We start from the raw sequence: 18,108 nt of genomic DNA, 5'->3' as shown, positions 1-18,108 counted from the left end.
CAGCTTGGGAAAATCGGGGACGCCCTCATGAAACTTGTCCATCTCGCCGCCGCCGCCACACTTTGCGTGCTGAGCGCCACCGCCGCCCAGGCCGCCGATCCGGTGATGGGGGACTGGCTGACCCAGGGCGGTTCGGCCAAGGTCCGCGTCGCCCCCTGCGCGGCCGACGCCGGCAAGGCCTGCGGCGTCATCGTCTGGATGAAGAACCCGAAGGACAAGAGCGGAGCGCCGCAGAAGGACACCAACAACCCCGACCCGGCCCTGCGGGCCCGCACGGTGCTGGGCCTGCAGCTGATCCGCGACTTCAAGCCGGCCGGCCCGGGCAAGTGGTCCGGCGGCAAGATCTACGACCCCGGCAGCGGCAAGACCTACGGCTCCAAGCTCAGCGCCATGCCCAATGGCGCCCTGAAGGTGGAGGGCTGCATCGGCCCGATCTGCCAGGCCCAGACCTGGACGCGGTGATCTAGGCGCCCAGTTCCTTCGAGCGCTTCACGGCCGCGGCCACGGCGTCGCGCAGCAGGGGCGTGAGGCCCCCTTCCCCCATCAGCACCTCCAGGGCCGCCTGGGTGGTGCCGCCGGGCGAGGTGACCTGGCGGCGCAGCTCGGCCGGCTCCTCGCCGCTCTCCGTCAGCAGGGCCGCGGCGCCGGCTATGGTGGACCGGGCCAGGCGCTGGGCGGCCTCCGGCGGCAGGCCCGCCGCCGCGCCGCCGGCCTCCAGGGCCTCGATGAAGGCGTAGAGATAGGCCGGCGCCGAGCCCGAGACGGCGGTGGCCGCATGCATCAGTTCCTCGTCGTCGAGATCGACCACCGTCCCGACCGGGCCAAACAGGGCGTGGGCCCGGGCCCGCGCCTGGGCCTCGGCGGCGTAGATGCTGGTGGTCCCCTGGCCGATGGCCACGGCGGTGGTGGGCATGACCCGGGCGACCTGGCGGCCGAAGGCGGCGGCGATGTCGGCCGAGCGCACCCCGGCGGCGACCGAGACGATCACCGCGTCGGGGTGGAGCAGGCTGGACACCTCGGCGGCGGTCTCGCGCCACAGCTGCGGCTTGACCGACAGGAGGACGGTCCTGGCCTCGGCGAGGGCCGTGTCTGAGGGATTGAGCCGCGCGCCGTCGCGGGCGATCGCCTGCGCCAGCTCAGTGGGGTGGGGATCGCGCAGGATCAGGTCGGCGGGGGAAAAGGCCCCGGCCTTGCGCCAGCCCTGGATCAGGGCCCCGCCCATGCGGCCCGCGCCCAGGATCAGAATGGGTGTCATGTCGCGCTCCAGGCGTCAGGGAGGGCGCACCCTAGGCGATGAGGCGGGCCAAGTCAGCTTGGCGAGGAGTCGGATTTGCGCACTAGGCGCGTCGCGCGGCGGTTGCTACGAACATATGCTCCAAGGTTACAAAGAACCTCGCCAGCATGAACAACCCTCTGTCCCAGCCTCAATCCCGCGCAGCAAGCCGGCTGCTACCTGAGGGTGTTACTCTGCGTGATCTCCAGTATCATGCGGACGATCGCGGCGACTTGTCTGAAATCTACCGTCAGGAATGGCATTCCGATCTTCAGCTCTCCCAGTGGAATGTTTCCCGTTGCGCGAATAATTCCCTCCGGGGCGTGCACCTGCACTTCCGGCACACGGACTACCTTGTGGTGCTGTCGGGGCGGTTCGTCTTCGGTCTGCGGGATCTTCGCCGCGAGAGCGCGAGCTTCGGGCGGACCGCCATGCTGGACCTGACCGGCGGCGCCCTGCTGATCCCGCCTGGAATCGCCCACGGCTTCCACTGCGTCGCCGAGGGGACCTTGGTCTATGGCCTGAGCCACACCTGGGACGCCGATGACGACCTGGCCTGTCGCTGGGACGATCCCGACCACGACCTGGCCTTCCCGGCCGTGAACCCGATCCTCTCGGCGCGCGACCGGGAGGCCGGCGGCTTCCGCGACCTGCTCGCCCGGTTCGAGGCGGTCTCGCCGTGAGGATCGGACTGGTGGGCTGCGGCTACTGGGGCCGCAACATCCTGCGCGACCTGAGGGTCCTGGGCTGCGAGGTCGATGTCGCCGAGCCGGGGAGCGCCTATCCCATCGAGGGCGCGCGCGCCGTGGTGGCGGGACTCGACGCCCTGGACCCCGGCCTCGACGGCTATGTGGTGGCCACGCCCTCCCCGACCCACGCCGCGGTGGTCACCGCCCTGGCGGCGCGCGGCAAGCCGATCTTCTGCGAGAAGCCGCTGACCACCGACCCCGCCGCGGCCCGGGAACTGGCGCGGACCCTGGGCGGCCAGCTCTTCGTCATGCACAAGTGGGCCTATCACGGCGGGGTCCAGGCCCTGGCCGCCCTGGCGCGCAGCGGTGAGCTGGGGCCCGTGCAGGGGGCGTTCACCCGCCGCCTGCAATGGGGCAAGCCGGCCGCCGCCGCCGACGCGGTCTGGGAGCTGGCCGTCCACGATCTGACCATCCTGCAGGCCATCCTGGGGGAGCTGCCGCCGGTGGCCGCCGCCCGCGCGGTGCTGCGGGGCGACCAGATGGAGGGGATCGTGGCCACCCTGGGGGACGCGCCCTTCGGCCACCTGGAGGTTAGCGCCTGCTGGCCTGGGACCGAGCGCAAGGTGCGGGTGATGTTCCGCGACGGCCTGGCCATGCTGGACGATCCCCTGGCCGACCACATCGCGGTGGTGCGCGGCGCCGCGCCGCCCGGGGAGCGCCACGATCCGGAGATCGTGGAGCGCCGGCCCATCGACACCGAGTGGCCCCTGATCAAGGAGTTGCGGGCCTTCGTGGAGCATCTCAAGGGCGGTCCGCCGCCGCCCACCGACGCGCGGGCCGGGGCGGCGGTGGTCGCGGCCCTGGAGGCCCTGCGCGCGGCGGCGCTGTCGGCGCGATGACGCCCCGCTTCTCCATCCTGCTGCCGATCCACCGCCCGCCGGTCCTGCTGCCCTACGCCGTGGAGACGGTGCTGGGACAGTCGGAGGCCGACTGGGAGCTGTTCATCATCTGCGACGGGGCGCCCGAGGCCACCGCCGAGGCGGCGCGCGCCTTCGCCGCCGCCGATCCCCGCATCACCGCCTGCGTCTTCCCCAAGGGGGAGCGGTTCGGGGAGGCCTATCGGCACGAGGTGCTGCAGGGGGCGCGGGGGGACTTCGTCTGCCAGATCGCCGACGACGACCTGTGGCTGCGCCATCACCTGCGGGAGATGGCCGCCCTGCTGGAGTCCGTGGAGTTCGGCGCCCTGACCGCCGTCGAGATCTATCCCGACCGCCCCTGGACCCACTCGGTCTATCGGCTCGAGGACCAGGCGGTGCGCGAGCGCATGCTGCGCGAGCGGTTCAACTTCTTCGGGCCGAGCGACGTTGGCTACCGCATGTCGACCTATCGGCGGTTGCCGGTGGGCTGGGCGCCGGCCCCGCCCGATATCTGGACGGACCTGCACATGTGGCGGAAGTTCCTGGCCCTGGACCCGATCCTCGTCGGCTCGCGGACCACTATCCAGACGGTTCACATGGCTGACGCCCTGCGGGTGGGCATGGACCTGGCCGACCGCGAGGCCGAGACGCTCAAATGGATGGAGCGCATCCGTCGCGGCCTGCGCTTCGACCTGACGATCGAGGACGGCCCGGGCGGACCGCGCATCACCAACGGCCGACTGGCCTATGACGAGGCTTAGGCCTCGCCGACGGTGTCGAACATGCAGGCGGCGATGGCCTCGGCCGGCGACTTGCCGCCCCGGGCCATGAAGTCGAAGGCCGGGTAGAAGCGGTCGGCGCCTTCCATGGCCACGTCGATCATGGCCGCGGCCTGGGCGAGCGTCGGGCGTTCGCCTGTCATCAGAGCCATGGCGTGACGGAAGACGATCTCGCCATCGTCCCAGACCTCGAAGTGGCCGAGCCAGACGCGCTGGTTGACCGTCGAGACCAGCTCGAAGGCCGCGGCGCGCTGTTCGGGGCGGACCTGGATGTCCACCGACAGGCAGAGCTGCAGGCAGTCGGCCTCCGGCCGCCAGGCGAACCAGAGTTCGTAGTCCTTCCAGTCGCCCGCCAGGGTGAAGGCCAGGTCGCCTTCCTCGGTGCGGTCGAACTGGAGGTTCTCGGCTTGCAGAACATGCTCAACGACATCGAGCGGGTCGTGGGCGAGCAGGACGTCTTCGTCAGACTGAGGCGTGTCCATAAGACCCGTGGTCCTTTCGCGTACGGCGTCCGGAGGAGCGAGCGCGCCCCGAATCGCCTGCGATCTTGAAACTAATCTGGTTCGCGGCCGCCCTGTCACCGGCTTCTTCCGGAGGGCGAGCCACATTCTTGTGTTCCGGTCGATTTGCCGCGGATCAGGCCTTCTTGGCGGCCTTCTTCGGCGCTGCCGCGCCTTTCAGCGTGGCGATCTCGGCGCGCAGGGCGGCGATCTCGGCCTTCAGGGCGTCGAACTCGTCGCGGCGGATCAGATCGAGCTCGGCGACGATGCGGTCGGCCTGGGCTCGGAACGCGGCCTTGGCCTCTTCGCCGGCGCTCTGGGCGAGGCCCATGGCGGCTCCGGTCAGCTTGGCCATCTCGTCGAGGAAGGGGTTCTGGGTCTGCATACCTCCTTATATGGGATCGGAGGGGATGAAAGCCACGGGGTTTCCGTCTAAACCGCGAGGACATCCTCTCGGAGCGCCCTGGCCTTGCCCTTCCCGGACATCGACCCCGTCCTGATCCAAATCGGCCCCTTCGCCATCCGCTGGTACGCCCTGGCCTATGTGGCGGGCATCCTGATCGGCTGGCGCTACATCACCGCCCTGGTGAAGAACCAGACGCTCTGGCCGCTGCGCGGACCGCCGGCCAGCGTCGCCCAGATCGACGACCTGATCCTGTGGCTGACCCTGGGGATCATCGTCGGCGGCCGTCTGGGCCACGTGCTGTTCTACACGCCGTCCATGATCACCGACGCGCCGCTGGAGGTGTTCAAGACCTGGAAGGGCGGGATGAGCTTCCATGGCGGGACCCTGGGGGTGCTGGTGGCGACCCTGCTGTTCGCGCGGGTCAACAAGGTGGACGTCTTCCGCCTGGGTGACCTGATCACCGCCGCCGCGCCGATCGGCCTGTTCTTCGGGCGCATCGCCAACTTCATCAATGGCGAGCTCTGGGGGCGGCCCACCGACGTGCCGTGGGCCATGGTCTTCCCGGGCGCCGGCATCCTGCCCCGGCACCCCAGCCAGATCTACGAGGCCCTGCTGGAGGGCCTGGTGCTGTTCGTCGTCCTGCGGATCGCCACCCATCGCGGCAAGCTGCTGAACCGGCGCGGCGTCGTGGCGGGGATCTTCTTCCTCGGCTACGCCATCTGCCGGATCGCGCTGGAGAACGTCCGCGAGCCCGACGTCGGCATGCCCGACTTCCCCTTCGGCCTGACCATGGGGATGATCCTGTCGATCCCGATGATCCTGGCCGGCGCCTGGCTGATCTGGCGCGGCATGAGCGAGCCCCTGCCCGAGCCCCTGGTCGGGCTGGAGGCGCAGGTCGAGGAGGTGGTCGAGGGCGAGCCGCCGGAACCGGACCCGTTCAAGATCGAAGCCGATGGGCCTGCGTGACCGGCTGATCGCCCAGGTCCGCGAGAGCGGGCCGATGAGCGTGGCCCAGTACATGACCGCCTGCCTGCACGATCCGCGGGACGGCTACTACGCCACGCGCCCGGCCCTGGGACCGGAGGGCGACTTCATCACCGCCCCCCTGGTGAGCCAGATGTTCGGCGAGCTGATCGGCCTGTGGGCGGTGGCCTGCTGGGAACGGCTGGGCCGCCCCTCGCCGGTCTATCTGGTGGAGATGGGCCCCGGCGACGGGACCCTGATGGACGACATGCTGCGGGCCTCTCGTCTGGCCCCGGCCTTCGGCGCCGCGGCGGAGGTCTGGCTCGTGGAGACCTCGCAACCCCTGATCGCCCGGCAGAAGGCGCTGCTGGGGGACGGGGTGCGGTGGGCGGCGTCCCTCTCCGAGGTCCCCGCCGGCGCGCCGATGCTGCTGATCGCCAACGAACTGCTGGACTGCCTGCCGCCGCGCCAGTTCGTCCGCGCCCCAAAGGGCTGGGCCGAACGGATGGTGGGACTGGACGAGGCCGGCGACCTGGCCTTCGGCCTCGCCGCCCCCCCCCTGGGCGCCGCCCTGCCCGACGCGCCGGTGGGCGCGGTTCTGGAGCAGTCGCCGGCCCAGGAGGCCCTGGGCTCGGAGATCGGCGACCGCATCGCCGCCGACGGCGGGGCCGCCCTGCTGATCGACTATGGCCGCGACGCGCCCGGCTTCGGCGACACCTTGCAGGCCCTGCGCCGGCACCGGAAGGAGAGTCCCCTGGCCAGCCCGGGCGAGGCCGATCTCACCGTCCATGCCGACTTCCCGGCGGTGCTGGCGGCCGCCGCGCGGGCCGGCGCGGCCACGGCGCCGATCCTGACCCAGGGCGAGTTCCTGGTGCGCCTGGGGATCGGGGCGCGGGCCGAGGCGCTGAGCAGCGCCCGTCCCGACCGCAGCGACGTGATCGAGCGGCAGCTGGAGCGGCTGGTCTCCCCCGATCAGATGGGCGAGCTGTTCAAGGCCGCCTGCATCCATACCCCGGGCCTGGTCCCGCCCGGATTCGAGACCTGAAGATGAATGTGCTGACCTCGCCGCTGCTGGACCTGCCCGGCGTCCGCCACGGCTTTTTCACCCGCCAGGGCGGGGTCTCCACCGGCATCTATGAGAGCCTGAACGTCGGGCGCGGCTCCTCCGACGAGCCGGCCGACGTGGCGGAGAACCGCCGCCGCGCGGCCGGCCACCTGGGCCTGCCGGTGGGGGCGCTCTCCACCTGCTACCAGATCCATTCGGCCACGGCCCTGGTGGCCGACCGACCCTGGGGAGACGAGCGGCCGCAGGGGGACGCGGTGGCCACCAAAGCCTCCGGGATCCTGTGCGGGGCGCTGGCCGCCGACTGCGCGCCCATCCTGATCGCCGACCCGCAGGCCCGCGTGGTGGCCGCCGCCCACGCCGGCTGGAAGGGCGCCCTGACCGGGATCGCCGAGGCCACGGTGAACGCCATGACGGGGCTGGGCGCCGAGCCGTCGCGCCTCGTGGCGGTGGTGGGGCCCTGCATCGGGCCGGCCTCCTACGAGGTGGGGCTGGAGTTCCTGGAGCGGTTCCTCGCCGCCGATGCCGACCACCACCGGTTCTTCGCCCCCGGCGAGTCGCCCGAGAAGCGGATGTTCGACCTGCCGGGCTTCGTGGTCTCGCGCCTCGAGGCCGCCGGCGTCGGGAGGGCCGCGTGGATCGGGCGCGACACCTGCGCCGAGGAGGACCTGTTCTTTTCCAACCGCCGGGCCTTCAAACGTGGGGAATCCGACTTCGGGCGCCTGCTCTCGGCCATAAGCCTCGATTGAATCACCGCCGGGCCTTGCCGCTGGCGATCCGCCTGCTACAAGCCCGCGCATCTGGCGAGACATTGCGGGGACTTTGATGAAGCTGCTGGCTGGCAACTCCAATCGAGCGCTCGCCGAGGCCGTGGCCTCCCATCTCGACCTGCCCCTGACCAAGGCGCAGGTGAAGCGGTTCGCCGACAACGAGGTCTGGGTGACCATCGACGAGAACGTCCGCGGCGAGGACGTCTTCGTGCTGCAGTCCACCAGCTACCCCACCAACGACAACCTGATGGAGCTGCTGATCTGCATCGACGCGCTGAAACGCGCCTCGGCCAAGCGGATCACCGCCGTTATGCCCTATTTCGGCTACGCCCGGCAGGACCGGAAGACCGGCGGCCGCACGCCGATCTCCGCCAAGCTGGTCTCCAACCTGATCGAGCGCGCCGGCGCCGACCGGGTGCTGACGATGGATCTGCACTCCGGCCAGATCCAGGGCTTCTTCGACATCCCCACCGACAACCTGCTCTCGGCGCCCCTGCTGGCCGCCGACATCAAGGAAAACTACGAGAAGACCAACGAGCTGATGATCGTCTCCCCCGACGTGGGCGGGGTGGTCCGGGCGCTCGCCGTCGCCAGCCGCCTGAACGCCGAGCTGGCCATCGTCGACAAGCGCCGCTCCGGTCCGGGCAAGAGCGAGGTGGCCAACATCATCGGTGATGTCTCGGGCCGCCGCTGCATCCTGTTCGACGACATCATCGACGGCGGCGGCACCCTGTGCAACGCCGCCCAGGCCCTGGTGGACGGCGGGGCCACCGAGGTCTCGGCCTATGTCACCCATGGGGTGCTGTCGGGCGCGGCCATCGACAGGGTCAACGCCTCGATCCTGAAGGAGCTGGTGATGACCGACTCCATCGCCGCCCCCGACCGCGCCAGCGACAAGTCCAAGCTGCGCTATGTCAGCTGCGACAAATTGCTGGGCGAGGCCATCCGCCGCATCGCCAACGAAGAGTCGGTGTCGAAGCTCTTCGACTGACGACGCGGTCGCGAGCCTACAGCCCGGTCGCGGCCTCGGCCGCGGCGTCCAGCTCGATGGCCCGTTGATCCGGAATACGGCCCGAGACGCCGCCAACGGTGGCCGAAGCCTGGACGCCCACGTCCGTCGCCGACAGCGCGCCTTGGTTCGCCAGGGCGGCGTAGGACACCGGACGGCCGAGACGGGCCAGCCTGCGGGCCGACTCGTCGGCCAGGTTGAAGCGTCGCACATTGACCTTCTGATGAGCGTTGTCGCGGACCGTCGAGGCCCACTGGTACTTGCCGATTTCGGTGACGACCCGGTAGTTGGCCGCGGCCTCGTCGAGACGCCCGGTCCGTTGATAGGCGGACGCCAGGTTGAAGCGGCTCAAGGCGGTCGCGCGCCCCTCCACGGAACGTTCGAACAGGTTGGCGGCGGTCCAGCGGTCGCCCCACGCCATCGACGCCTGGGCCTCGCTGGCGGCGGCGGCGGGCAGGATGGCGGGCGCGGCGGCCAGGGTCGTGCGCGCCTCCAGCTTGGCGACCTCATGGGTCGCGCAACCGCCGGCGGACAGGCCAAGCGCAGCAATACACATGATGTTGGAAAGATAATTCATTGCATTTCCCTCGAGTTGTTGTGACGCAAGGAAAATAAAACTCAGAGTCGAGCCATATTCGCGCCGCTATACAAACTTGTTGCATCGGAAATGCAGGCGAACTTCATATGTTCCGAAAAATTTATTGATTTATTAGCTATACTATAAAATAACTCGCGTAGAATGTTCGTCGAACACCGGGCTTGACGGAAACAATACTGTCGCCTTGTCGACTTATCTCATATGGGCGCGCCCCCGCGGACCTCCGGCACGGGACTTGCTCCGCGCCCCTAGCAAACGGCCAAGCTTGGTTAACAAGGGTTAAGAAGCTGCGGTCACATTGTCGCCCGCGCATTTGTGTTAGTGTCGCGCGCTTATCTTCTGGGGAAGCTTCAGGATGACCTCTGCCATTCGCGTGACCGGCACGCTCGCCGCCCTCGCCTTCGCGGCCCTGCTGTCGGCCTGTTCGCAGCCTGCGCCTCCCCCGCCGGCTCCGCCGCCGCCGGCGGTGAGCCTGTCGCCCAAGCTCATCGAGCAGGCGGCCGCCTATCACTATTACATGAGCCATGTGAGCGCGATCACGCCCGACTTCGCCGACGGCGACAGCATCGCCAAGGCGGTGACGATCGGCGCCTCCTATGAGCCCAAGCAACTCCAGCGCGGCGCCACGGCCTATGCCGCCGTCGTCGCTCTGCAGGATCCCGCCTTCCTGGCCGGCGTCCGCACCTACGCCGTCAACGCCGACCAGCGCCGCGAAGTGGTGGCCGCCATCCTGAAGGACCCGGCCTATGTCGTGGCCATCTCCGGCTCGGCCAGCGCCGCGGGCCTGGTGAAGGCCGCCCTGGGCGGCGAGGGCCAGCAGCTCTATGACGCCGGCAAGGCGGTCAAGCAGTCGGCCTACGACATCCAGAAGCAGAAGTGGTCCAAGTCCGACGTCGTCAACCGCGAGCTTCGCCTGTCCCAGGCCAAGACCCTCTCGGCGACCCCGGTGGTGGGCGACCTGAACGAGACCGCGCGCCTGCAGCAGGCCGCCCTGGGCGCCGCGCCGCTCGGCCTCACGGCCGAACCGGCCACCCCGCCCTACAGCCCCATCGTGATCCGCGGCATGGCCGTGGCCGCGCTCGCCGCCCTGGGCGAAGGCGGCGACGCCAATGTCGACACCCTGATGGCGGTGATGGCCGAGCCCAACGTCGCCTTCTGCATGAACATGGCCAAGCTGAACCTCTATCAGTGCCTGGCGGTCTCCAAGCCGCACTACGAGGACGTCTTCTGCCTGGGCCAGCACATCATGATGGACACCGGCCGCTGCGTGATTAAGGCCTCGGGGAACACCGAACCCTACGAGGCGAGGTTCATTCCGCAGATCAAGGTCGCCGACGGCGACACCGGCTACAAGGTGACCCCGGTGAAGACGCCGACCAAGGCCGCCAGCAAGAAGCGCTAAAACATCTGCGCCCGCCCGTTGCCACGGGCGGGCGATTTGTGTATTTACGCCCACCTTTCGACCCCGGGAGGGTCGTCCGTCGCCGCGCGGGACTTTCGCGCGGCGGTTTCGTTTTGAGGCAAGGCCATGGCCGATATCATTCTGAATGTTGAAGTGCGCGATCGTACGGGCACGGGTGGCGCGCGCGAAACCCGCCGCGCGGGCATGGTCCCCGGCGTGCTGTACGGCGGCGCCAAGGATCCGGTCGCCATCGCCGTGAAGGCCAACGAGTTCCGCAAGGCGCTCCACACCGGCAAGCTTCTCGGCCACCTGGTGACCCTGAAGTACGGCGACGAGACCCAGCCGGTCATCGCCAAGGCCGTCGACATGCACCCCGTCAACGACGAGCCGGTGCACTTCGACCTGTACCGCGTCGACGAGCACCAGCTGATCAAGATCAACGTGCCGGTGCACTTCAAGAATCACGAAGCCTCTCCGGGCCTCAAGAAGGGCGGCACGCTCAACATCGTGCGCCACGACGTCGAGCTGGCCTGCCCCGCCGACCACATCCCGGAAGAACTGATCTTCGACCTCACCGGTCTGGAAATCGGCGACACCATCCGCATGTCGGCCTTCACCCTGCCGGAAGGCGTCAAGCCGGGCGTGGACCGCGACTTCGTCGTCGCCACCCTGGCCGGCTCCTCCGCCTCGGCCTCGGCTGACGCCGCCACCGACGACGCCGCCGCCGCCGCGGCCACCACCACCGTCTAGGTCGAACGGCCCCCTTCGGGGGGCCACCCGCCTCTCCCGCACGGAGAGGCGGTCGCGACGGCGAGCCGTCGCCGCCCGGAGCTTAGAGCAGAGGGCCCATGCTGATCCTCGCCGGCCAGGGCAATCCCGGCGCCCAATACGCCAAGAACCGCCACAACATCGGCTTCATCGCCGTCGACGAGATCGCCAAGCGCTGGGGGTTCGGCCCCGAGCGCGCGAAGTTCTCGGGCCTCGCCCGCGAGGGCGAGATCGACACGCCGGCCGGGCCGGTCAAGGCCCTGATCCTCAAGCCGCAGACCTTCTACAACGAGAGCGGCCGCGCGGTGGCCGCGGCGATGAAGTTCTACAAGGCGACCCCCGCCGACGTGGTGCTGTTCTATGACGAGATCGACCTGGCCCCCGGCCGCTTCCGGATGAAGACCGGCGGTGGGGCGGCGGGCAATAACGGGGTCCGCTCGGTGACCGCCCATATCGGCCCGGACTTCCGCCGCGCCCGGCTCGGCGTCGGCCACCCCGGACACCCCGAGAAGGTCCAGGGCCACGTGCTGTCGGACTTCCACAAGGTGGAGCACCCCTGGGTCATCGACCTGCTGAAGGCCGTGGCCGAGGCCGCTCCCCTGCTGGCGGCAGGCGAGGACGACAAGTACCAGACCGAGGTGCTGCGCCTGGCCCCCGCCGACAAGGGCGACACCCGCCAGGCCCGCAGCCGCGGCGACTAGTCACCAGTGTTGGGCGGCGCCGGCAGACGTGCTAGGTCGCGCCCTCGTTTAGGAAATCGGACTCCCCATGGCCCTGAAAGTCGCGATCGTCGGCCTGCCCAACGTCGGCAAATCGACCCTGTTCAACGCGCTGACCCAGACCGCGTCGGCCCAGGCGGCCAACTATCCCTTCTGCACCATCGAGCCCAACACCGGCGACGTGGCGGTGCCCGAGCCGCGCCTGGAGGCCCTGGCCGCCGTCATTCCGTCCAAGGAGATCATCCCCGCGCGGATCAACTTCGTCGACATCGCCGGCCTGGTGCGCGGCGCCTCGAAGGGCGAAGGCCTGGGCAACCAGTTCCTGGCCAATATCCGAGATTGCGACGCCGTGGCCTTCGTCGCCCGCTGCTTCATCGACGACGACATCACCCACGTGGAGGGCAAGGTCGATCCGCTCTCCGACCTGGAGACCATCGAGACCGAACTTATGCTGGCCGACCTGGAGAGCCTGGAGAAGCGGGTCAGCAACCTCGAGAAGCGGGCCAAGGCCGGCGACAAGGAAAGCGCCACGACCCTGCGCCTGGTGCAGCTGGCCCTGACCGAGCTGAACGCCGGCCGCCCGGCCCGCAAGGCGGTGGTGCCGGCCGAGGACGACAAGGCCTGGCGCATGCTGCAGCTCTTGACCTCCAAGCCCGCCCTCTATGTCTCCAATGTCGATGAGGCCTCCGCCGCCGAGGGCAACGACATGTCCAGGCTGGTGGCCGAGCGCGCCGCCCGCGACGGCGCCGACCACGTGGCCATCTCCGCCCAGATCGAGAGCGAGATCGCCATGCTGGACGCCGGCGAGCGCGCCGAATTCCTGGAGACCCTGGGCCTCAGCGAGCCCGGCCTCAACAAGCTGATCCGCGAGGCCTACCACCTGCTGGGCCTGCAGACCTATTTCACGGTCGGCCCCAAGGAGGCCCGCGCCTGGACGATCCACAAGGGCGACACCGCCCCGCAGGCGGCTGGCGTGATCCACACCGACTTCGAGAAGGGCTTCATCCGCGCCGAGACCATCGCCTATGAGGACTATGTCGGTCTCAAGGGCGAAGCCGGGGCCCGCGAGGCCGGGAAGTTCCGCCAGGAAGGCAAGGAATACGTCGTCCGCGACGGCGACGTGCTGAACTTCCGCTTCAACGTCTAGCCCTTCGCCCCCGCCTCCCCTAGCTATGTCGGCAATCAAGGGAGGGACAAGATGGGTGAGTTTTCCAAGCTGAAGGGAGCCGACGGCTTCGAGTTCTCGGTCTATCGCGCCGCGCCCGAGGGCGCGCGCAAGGGCGGGGTGGTGGTGATCCAGGAGATCTTCGGGATCGACGAGCACATCGTCCGCGACGTCGACCGCTGGGCCGACCTCGGCTACGAGGCCATAGCCCCCTCCCTCTACGACCGCCGCGAGCCGGGCTTCACCGCCGGCCACGATCCGGCGGGCCTGACCGCCGGGGTCACCCATGCGCGGGCCACCCCGCTGGACCAGGCGCTCTCCGACGTCGACGCCTGCCGCGCGGCCCTGGCTGACGCCGGCAAGGTGTTCGTGGTGGGCTACTGCTACGGCGGGTCGCTCACCTGGCTGGCCGTCTGCCAGCTCGACGGCTTTTCCGCCGGCTCGAGCTATTATGGCAGCCTGGTCCAGGCCAACGCCGACAAGACCCCGAAGTGCCCCGTCATCCTGCACCTAGGCCGCAAGGACGCCGGCATCCCCGCCGACGACGTCAAGGCCGCCGTCCAGGCGCACAATCCGAGCGTGGCGGTCTACATCTACGAGGACGCCGGCCACGGCTTCAACAACGAGGATCCCGAGCGGCTGAACCAGGCGAGCGCCGACCTCGCCCGCCAGCGGACCCTCGACCTCTTCGCCGGGGCCTAGAGCGTGACAGCTTCAAGTGGACGCCGGTTGAAGCGCCCGTCACGCTCTAACCTTAAGAAGATAGACCCTTTTTATCCAGTTCAGGTGAAGCCACCTGAACTGGAAAGGGTCTAGCGCCGTGGGCGAGACGATCCGCCTGACCAGCAAGTTCGACGGTTTCGAGCTGGCCGCCTATCACGCCCCGGTGGCCGACGCGCGGCGGGGCGGACTGGTGCTGATCCAGGAGATCTTCGGGGTCACCGACCACATCCGCGAACTGGCCGACGGCTTCGCCGAGGACGGCTACGAGGTGATCGCCCCCAGCTTCTACGACCGCCTCGAGCCGGGCTTCGAGGCCGACTATAGCCAGGACGCCATCGCCAAGGGGGTGAGGTATTCCACCGAGACCCCCTGGGACCAGGTGGCCGGCGACCTCCAGGCGGCCATCGACGCCCTGGCGCCTGCCGTCTTCGTCACCGGCTTCTGCTGGGGCGGGGCGGCGACCTGGCTGGCGGCCTGCCGCTGCACGGGAATCTCGGCGGCCTCGGCCTTCTATGGCCGGCGGATCAGCGAACTTGTGGACGAGACCCCGAAGGTCCCCACCATCCTGCACTTCGGCCGTCACGACGCCTCCATCCCGATGGAGAAGGTCGAGGAGATCCGCGACGCCCATCCCGACATCCCGGTCCACGTCTATGACGCCGGCCACGGCTTCGTCTCCGACCGGCGCGCCGACTATCACCCCGACGCCGCCCGGCTGGCCCGCCTGCGCACCCTGCAGCTGTTCATGAACAACGGCGGCGGGCGCGGGGAGATGTAGGGTCTAGGCCTCGATCCGCCTGCGGGCGTCGGGGTCACGTTCGAGCCAGCGGACCAGACGCGACTGGGCCGCCAGGATGCCGATGCCGGCGGCGTAGCCCGCGAAGACGGCGGTGGGATAGTGGCCGCCCGCGGCCACCGCAGCCACCTGCCAGTAGATGAAGCTGGCCGCGGCGATCAGCAGCCCGACCCCGGTGAGCACCGAGACCGCGGTCTGGCCGAAGCCCGCCATGAAACTCATCCAGACATAGCGGGCGAGGCTCCGCCGCAGGGGCAGGAACAGCAGCGGCAGGGCGAAGCTGGCCAGGGCCGCGCCGGCCGGCCAGAGCAGGGCGTGGCGGGCGATGAGCCCCACCCCGCCCGGCAGGACGCTGAAGGCGTGGACCACGGCCCCGGCATAGATCAGGGCCGAGGCGGCGACCGCCACGTCCTGCATGCGCTTGAAGTCGCGCCAGGCCTTGGTGAAGGCCATCCTAGACGCTTCGCGCGGCGGGCAGACGGACAGGCGTCGGAACAGGCATCGCGCATTTATCGCCGAGGCGGCCGCGCTTGGCTATGGTCGCAGGGCCCCTGCCCTCCCGGGAACCGCCGTTGAAGCGCCTCCTCGCCCTCACCGCTCTCTGGCTCGCCCCGGCGCCCGCCCAGGCGGCAGCCTGCTGGTACGAGCACGGGGTGATCGTGGTCCCGGCCAGCGTCGCCGGGATCGCCGGCGACTACATCCTCGACACCGGGAGCCCGGTCACCCAGTTGCACGAGACCCGGGCCCAGATGGAGGGCCTGCCCCCCGCCTTCCGCGCCGAGGTGCGTGTGGGCGGGCTGCGGCGGGCCGACCGGCCGGTGGTCGTTGCCGATCTGGACGCCCGCACCTACGCCTTCCCCACCCCGATCGCCGGGGTGATCGGCGCCGACGTGCTGGCGGGCCGGGTGGTGGATGTCGACTTCGCCCCCTGCCGGGTGGAGATCTGGCCCGCAGGCCGCGCGCCCCGGTTCCGGGCCGAAAGGTCCCTGCGTCTGCGACTGGCGGGCGGCGCGCCGGTGGTGGACGCCGCTGTGGCCGACGGCCCCAGGACGGCCCTGGGCGGCTTTGTGGTCTCGACGGGCCTGGACGGCGCCGTCCGCCTCGATGCGGCCCTGGCGAGCGTCCCAGGGGCCAAGGCAGAGGATGTGGCGCCCTATGGCGCGCGCCGGGCGCGCCTGCGGGCCCTGTCCCTGGCCGGGGCGCTGTTCGAGAACCTGCCGGCGGGGCTAGCGCCGCCCGTCGAGGGGGCGGTGGGGGCGGTGGGCGCGCCGATCCTGTCCCGCTGGCGACTGAGGTTCGACCTGGCCCGCGGCCGCCTGCTGCTGGGGCGGCCCTGACACGAGAAAGGGCCCCGGCTTGCGCCGGGGCCCTCGGGTCGTCTCGCGGCGGCCGACGCCCTAGTGGGCGACGTTGCGCCAGATGCGGCGGTAGCTGACGAACAGCAGGCCCGCGAACACCAGCAGGTAGATCATGGCCGCGACGCCGAACTGCTTGCGCTCGGTCTGCTTGGGCTCCGAGGCCCAGGCCAGGAAGGCCACGACGTCCTTGGCCTGTTGGTCCACGGTGGACTTGGAGCCGTCGTCGAAGGTGACCTTGCCGTCTTCCAGGGGCGGGGGCATGGCGATGAAGCCGCCCTTCGGCGCGTGGCCCTTGCCCTTGTAGAAGGCCGACAGGTCGCCCGCCATGTAGGGATTGTAGTGCTTGCCCGCCGGGACTTCGAGGCCGGCCGGGGTCGCCACATAACCCGTCAGGATCGAGTAGACGTACTGCGGTCCCTCTTCCCGGGCCTTGGTCATCACCGAGAGGTCGGGCGGATAGGCGCCGCCGTTCGAGGCGCGCGCGGCGGCCTCGTTGGGGAACGGGTTGGGGAACTTATCGGCCGAGGTGCCCGGGCGCTGGACGACGTCACCGGTCTCGGAGTCGATGTCGTTGACCTGATAGTCCTTGGCGATCGCCTTGACCGTCGGGTTGTCGTTCGGGTTCGGGTACTTCTCGTCGAAGAACGGACCGTTCTTCTGACCGAGATTGCGGAAGGCCATCAGGTTCATCGAGTGGCAGGCCGAGCAGACCTCCCGATAGACCTTGTAGCCCCGCTGGACCTGGGCCTGGTCGAACTTGCCGAACGGGCCCTCGAAGCTCCAGTGGACGTCCTTGGGCTCTTCAGGGGCGGTCGCCGCGAGCGACGGACCCGCGACGAAAGCGAACCCGAGCGCCGCGAGAATGAAACCTTTGCGCAGCATCTGAGGCTCAACCCCTCTTTTCAGGCGAAGCCGCGGCGCCGGCGGGCGCGTTGGCGGGATGCGACAGCACCGGCGCGGAGATCGACTCCGGCTGGGGCAGCGGGGTCTCGGTGAGGCCCAGGATCGGCAGCACGATCAGGAAGTAGGCGAAGTAGTAGGCCGCCGCGACCCGGGAGAGCCAGACCATCGAGTTTACGTCGGCGTCCAGGAGCTGGAAGGTCGACAGGTTCGGGATGATCTGGTCGTCGGGCAGGCGCCCGCCGCAGAAGCCCAGCACCAGGCAGGCCAGGACGAAGATGCCGAAGTAGAGCTTCGCCGTCGGCCGGTAGCGCATGGAGCGCACCTTGGAGGTGTCGAGCCAGGGCAGGACGAACAGCATGGCGATGGCGCCGAACATCATCAGCACGCCCATCAGCTTGTCCGGCACCGCCCGCAGGATCGCGTAGAACGGCAGGAAGTACCATTCCGGAACGATGTGGGCCGGGGTCACCAGCGGGTTGGCGGGAACATAGTTCACCGCGTCGCCGAGCGCGTTGGGGATGAAGAAGACGAAGGCCGCGAACATCAGCAGGAAGATCGAAATCGCGAAGCCGTCCTTCACCGTGTAGTACGGGTGGAAGGGAACGGTGTCCTCCTTGGACTTCACGTTCACGCCGGTGGGGTTGCCGTTGCCGGGCACGTGCAGCGCCCAGATGTGCAGGATCACCACGCCGGCGATCATGAACGGCAGCAGGTAGTGCAGCGAGAAGAAGCGGTTCAGCGTCGGGTCATCCACCGCGAAGCCGCCCCACAGCCAGGTGGTGATGGACGGGCCGACGATCGGCAGGGCGCCGAACAGGTTGGTGATCACCACCGCGCCGTGGAAGCTCATCTGGCCCCAGGGCAGGACGTAGCCCATGAAGGCCGTGGCCATCATCAGCAGGTAGATCACGCAGCCGAGGATCCACAGCACTTCGCGCGGGGCCTTGTAGGACCCGTAGTAGAGGCCGCGGAACATGTGGATGTAGACCGCGATGAAGAACATCGAGGCCCCGTTGGAGTGCATGTAGCGCACCAGCCAGCCGTAGTTCACGTCGCGCATGATGCGCTCGACGGAATTGAAGGCGTAGTCCACGTGCGGCACGTAGTGCATGGCCAGCACGATGCCGGTCACGATCTGGATGCCCAGGCAGACCGCCAGGATGCCGCCGAAGGTCCACCAGTAGTTCAGGTTCTTCGGGGTCGGGAAGTCGATCACGCTGTCGTACGCCAGGCGCACGATCGGCAGGCGAGTGTCGAGCCAGCGCTCGAAGCCGGTCTTCGGCTCGTAGTTTGAATGTCCGCTCATC

At 69.4% G+C, this 18,108-nt stretch carries 21 protein-coding genes and 1 pseudogene; 15 read left to right on the top strand and 7 right to left on the bottom strand.

Annotation, left to right across the window (positions count from 1 at the left end):
- The first annotated feature begins 27 nt into the window (after positions 1-27).
- The gene (locus tag ACO06I_RS21715; RefSeq protein WP_421934701.1) at positions 28-462 is read left to right on the top strand and encodes a DUF2147 domain-containing protein; all 435 of its coding nucleotides are present in this window, start codon (positions 28-30) and stop codon (positions 460-462) included.
- 1 nt (position 463) lies between these two features.
- Here ACO06I_RS21715 and proC read toward each other — a convergent pair whose 3' ends face one another.
- Positions 464-1,255, bottom strand: a complete 792-nt coding sequence (proC, locus tag ACO06I_RS21710) for a pyrroline-5-carboxylate reductase (protein WP_421934700.1) — start codon at positions 1,253-1,255, stop codon at positions 464-466.
- Positions 1,256-1,401: 146 nt separating this feature from the next.
- Here proC and ACO06I_RS21705 point away from each other — a divergent pair, with 146 nt between their 5' ends.
- The 3 genes from ACO06I_RS21705 to ACO06I_RS21695 are packed head-to-tail and all read left to right on the top strand — an operon-like array spanning position 1,402 to position 3,640.
- On the top strand, positions 1,402-1,956 hold the full coding sequence (locus tag ACO06I_RS21705; RefSeq protein WP_421934699.1) for a dTDP-4-dehydrorhamnose 3,5-epimerase family protein: 555 nt from the start codon (positions 1,402-1,404) through the stop codon (positions 1,954-1,956).
- Positions 1,953-2,861 carry a Gfo/Idh/MocA family protein gene (locus ACO06I_RS21700; protein WP_421934698.1) on the top strand — a complete coding sequence of 303 codons (909 nt, stop codon included), beginning with the start codon at positions 1,953-1,955 and terminating at the stop codon, positions 2,859-2,861. Before ACO06I_RS21705 ends, ACO06I_RS21700 begins: the two co-directional genes overlap by 4 nt.
- Positions 2,858-3,640 (top strand): glycosyltransferase, encoded by a 783-nt coding sequence (locus ACO06I_RS21695; RefSeq protein ID WP_421934697.1) that lies wholly within the window; start codon positions 2,858-2,860, stop codon positions 3,638-3,640. Before ACO06I_RS21700 ends, ACO06I_RS21695 begins: the two co-directional genes overlap by 4 nt.
- Here ACO06I_RS21695 and ACO06I_RS21690 read toward each other — a convergent pair.
- A complete protein-coding gene (locus tag ACO06I_RS21690) occupies positions 3,637-4,140 on the bottom strand; it encodes a YbjN domain-containing protein (protein WP_304824620.1) in 504 nt (167 codons plus the stop codon). The two genes, ACO06I_RS21695 and ACO06I_RS21690, sit on opposite strands and share 4 nt — an antisense overlap.
- A gap of 154 nt (positions 4,141-4,294) precedes the next feature.
- Positions 4,295-4,543 carry an accessory factor UbiK family protein gene (locus ACO06I_RS21685; protein ID WP_421934696.1) on the bottom strand — a complete coding sequence of 83 codons (249 nt, stop codon included), beginning with the start codon at positions 4,541-4,543 and terminating at the stop codon, positions 4,295-4,297.
- Positions 4,544-4,627: 84 nt separating this feature from the next.
- Between ACO06I_RS21685 and lgt the strand changes: the two are divergent.
- The 4 genes and pseudogenes from lgt to ACO06I_RS21665 form a co-directional block, all read left to right on the top strand.
- Positions 4,628-5,458 (top strand): annotated as a pseudogene (gene lgt / locus ACO06I_RS21680) (prolipoprotein diacylglyceryl transferase); the annotation flags it as partial.
- Between the two features lie 58 nt (positions 5,459-5,516).
- The gene (locus ACO06I_RS21675) at positions 5,517-6,572 is read left to right on the top strand and encodes a class I SAM-dependent methyltransferase (RefSeq protein WP_421934695.1); all 1,056 of its coding nucleotides are present in this window, start codon (positions 5,517-5,519) and stop codon (positions 6,570-6,572) included.
- Between the two features lie 2 nt (positions 6,573-6,574).
- The gene (gene pgeF / locus ACO06I_RS21670) at positions 6,575-7,339 is read left to right on the top strand and encodes a peptidoglycan editing factor PgeF (protein ID WP_421934694.1); all 765 of its coding nucleotides are present in this window, start codon (positions 6,575-6,577) and stop codon (positions 7,337-7,339) included.
- A gap of 76 nt (positions 7,340-7,415) precedes the next feature.
- Positions 7,416-8,351 carry a ribose-phosphate pyrophosphokinase gene (locus ACO06I_RS21665; protein ID WP_421934693.1) on the top strand — a complete coding sequence of 312 codons (936 nt, stop codon included), beginning with the start codon at positions 7,416-7,418 and terminating at the stop codon, positions 8,349-8,351.
- A 16-nt stretch (positions 8,352-8,367) separates the two neighbouring features.
- On the opposite strand, the gene ACO06I_RS21660 is transcribed toward ACO06I_RS21665, so the two are convergent.
- The gene (locus ACO06I_RS21660; RefSeq protein WP_421934692.1) at positions 8,368-8,946 is read right to left on the bottom strand and encodes a hypothetical protein; all 579 of its coding nucleotides are present in this window, start codon (positions 8,944-8,946) and stop codon (positions 8,368-8,370) included.
- A gap of 376 nt (positions 8,947-9,322) precedes the next feature.
- Between ACO06I_RS21660 and ACO06I_RS21655 the strand changes: the two genes are divergently transcribed.
- The 6 genes from ACO06I_RS21655 (at position 9,323) to ACO06I_RS21630 (ending at position 14,522) form a co-directional block, all read left to right on the top strand.
- Positions 9,323-10,369: a hypothetical protein gene (locus ACO06I_RS21655; RefSeq protein WP_421934691.1), complete on the top strand. Its 1,047-nt coding sequence runs from the start codon at positions 9,323-9,325 to the stop codon at positions 10,367-10,369.
- 126 nt (positions 10,370-10,495) lie between these two features.
- Complete coding sequence (locus tag ACO06I_RS21650; RefSeq protein WP_421934690.1) at positions 10,496-11,119, top strand: 50S ribosomal protein L25/general stress protein Ctc; 624 nt, start codon at positions 10,496-10,498, stop codon at positions 11,117-11,119.
- Positions 11,120-11,217: 98 nt separating this feature from the next.
- The gene (gene pth / locus ACO06I_RS21645; RefSeq protein ID WP_421934689.1) at positions 11,218-11,838 is read left to right on the top strand and encodes an aminoacyl-tRNA hydrolase; all 621 of its coding nucleotides are present in this window, start codon (positions 11,218-11,220) and stop codon (positions 11,836-11,838) included.
- Between the two features lie 67 nt (positions 11,839-11,905).
- Positions 11,906-13,003: a redox-regulated ATPase YchF gene (ychF, locus tag ACO06I_RS21640; protein ID WP_421934688.1), complete on the top strand. Its 1,098-nt coding sequence runs from the start codon at positions 11,906-11,908 to the stop codon at positions 13,001-13,003.
- Positions 13,004-13,054: 51 nt separating this feature from the next.
- Entirely contained in the window at positions 13,055-13,723 is a 669-nt protein-coding gene (locus tag ACO06I_RS21635; protein ID WP_421934687.1) for a dienelactone hydrolase family protein, read from the top strand.
- A 118-nt stretch (positions 13,724-13,841) separates the two neighbouring features.
- Positions 13,842-14,522: a dienelactone hydrolase family protein gene (locus ACO06I_RS21630; protein WP_421934686.1), complete on the top strand. Its 681-nt coding sequence runs from the start codon at positions 13,842-13,844 to the stop codon at positions 14,520-14,522.
- Positions 14,523-14,525: 3 nt separating this feature from the next.
- On the opposite strand, the gene ACO06I_RS21625 is transcribed toward ACO06I_RS21630, so the two are convergent.
- A complete protein-coding gene (locus tag ACO06I_RS21625) occupies positions 14,526-14,993 on the bottom strand; it encodes a hypothetical protein (protein ID WP_421934685.1) in 468 nt (155 codons plus the stop codon).
- A gap of 119 nt (positions 14,994-15,112) precedes the next feature.
- On the opposite strand from ACO06I_RS21625, the gene ACO06I_RS21620 reads away from it, so the two are divergent.
- Positions 15,113-15,877, top strand: a complete 765-nt coding sequence (locus ACO06I_RS21620) for a hypothetical protein (protein WP_421934684.1) — start codon at positions 15,113-15,115, stop codon at positions 15,875-15,877.
- 60 nt (positions 15,878-15,937) lie between these two features.
- Here ACO06I_RS21620 and ACO06I_RS21615 read toward each other — a convergent pair whose 3' ends face one another.
- Positions 15,938-16,780 (bottom strand): cytochrome c1, encoded by an 843-nt coding sequence (locus tag ACO06I_RS21615; protein WP_421934683.1) that lies wholly within the window; start codon positions 16,778-16,780, stop codon positions 15,938-15,940.
- A 7-nt stretch (positions 16,781-16,787) separates the two neighbouring features.
- The gene (locus ACO06I_RS21610; RefSeq protein ID WP_421934682.1) at positions 16,788-18,107 is read right to left on the bottom strand and encodes a cytochrome b; all 1,320 of its coding nucleotides are present in this window, start codon (positions 18,105-18,107) and stop codon (positions 16,788-16,790) included.
- Between the last annotated feature and the right edge of the window lies 1 nt (position 18,108).

The sequence above is a fragment of the Phenylobacterium sp. genome, from assembly GCF_965229015.1.
Lineage (GTDB): Bacteria > Pseudomonadota > Alphaproteobacteria > Caulobacterales > Caulobacteraceae > Phenylobacterium.
Note: the sequence above shows the minus strand (reverse complement) of the source record. Positions and strands in the feature narration are given on the sequence as shown.